The following is a 227-nucleotide window of genomic DNA, read 5'->3' as shown; positions in this document are numbered from 1 at the left end:
TATGCCGAGATCGTGGCCAGTGTTGCCAGTGTGTCGGCCGGTCCGGGTACTCGGGCCAATATCGATGAGTTCACTAAGACCACCTCGCGTGGGGTGGAGGTCATCGGTGGTGCGCAGCGGGGTAAGGCGATCATTATCTTGAATCCGGCTGATCCGCCGATGATTATGCGCGACACCATTTTCTGCCAGATCCCTGAGGACGCTGATCGGGATGCGATCACCGCGTC

1 pseudogene is annotated in these 227 nt (G+C 59.0%); it reads left to right on the top strand.

The window, feature by feature from the left end:
• Positions 1-227: pseudogene (locus tag LI94_RS21755) on the top strand (acetaldehyde dehydrogenase (acetylating)); the annotation flags it as partial.

Source organism: Mycobacterium sp. UM_Kg27 (assembly GCF_000972905.1).
Lineage (GTDB): Bacteria > Actinomycetota > Actinomycetes > Mycobacteriales > Mycobacteriaceae > Mycobacterium.
Note: the sequence above shows the minus strand (reverse complement) of the source record. Positions and strands in the feature narration are given on the sequence as shown.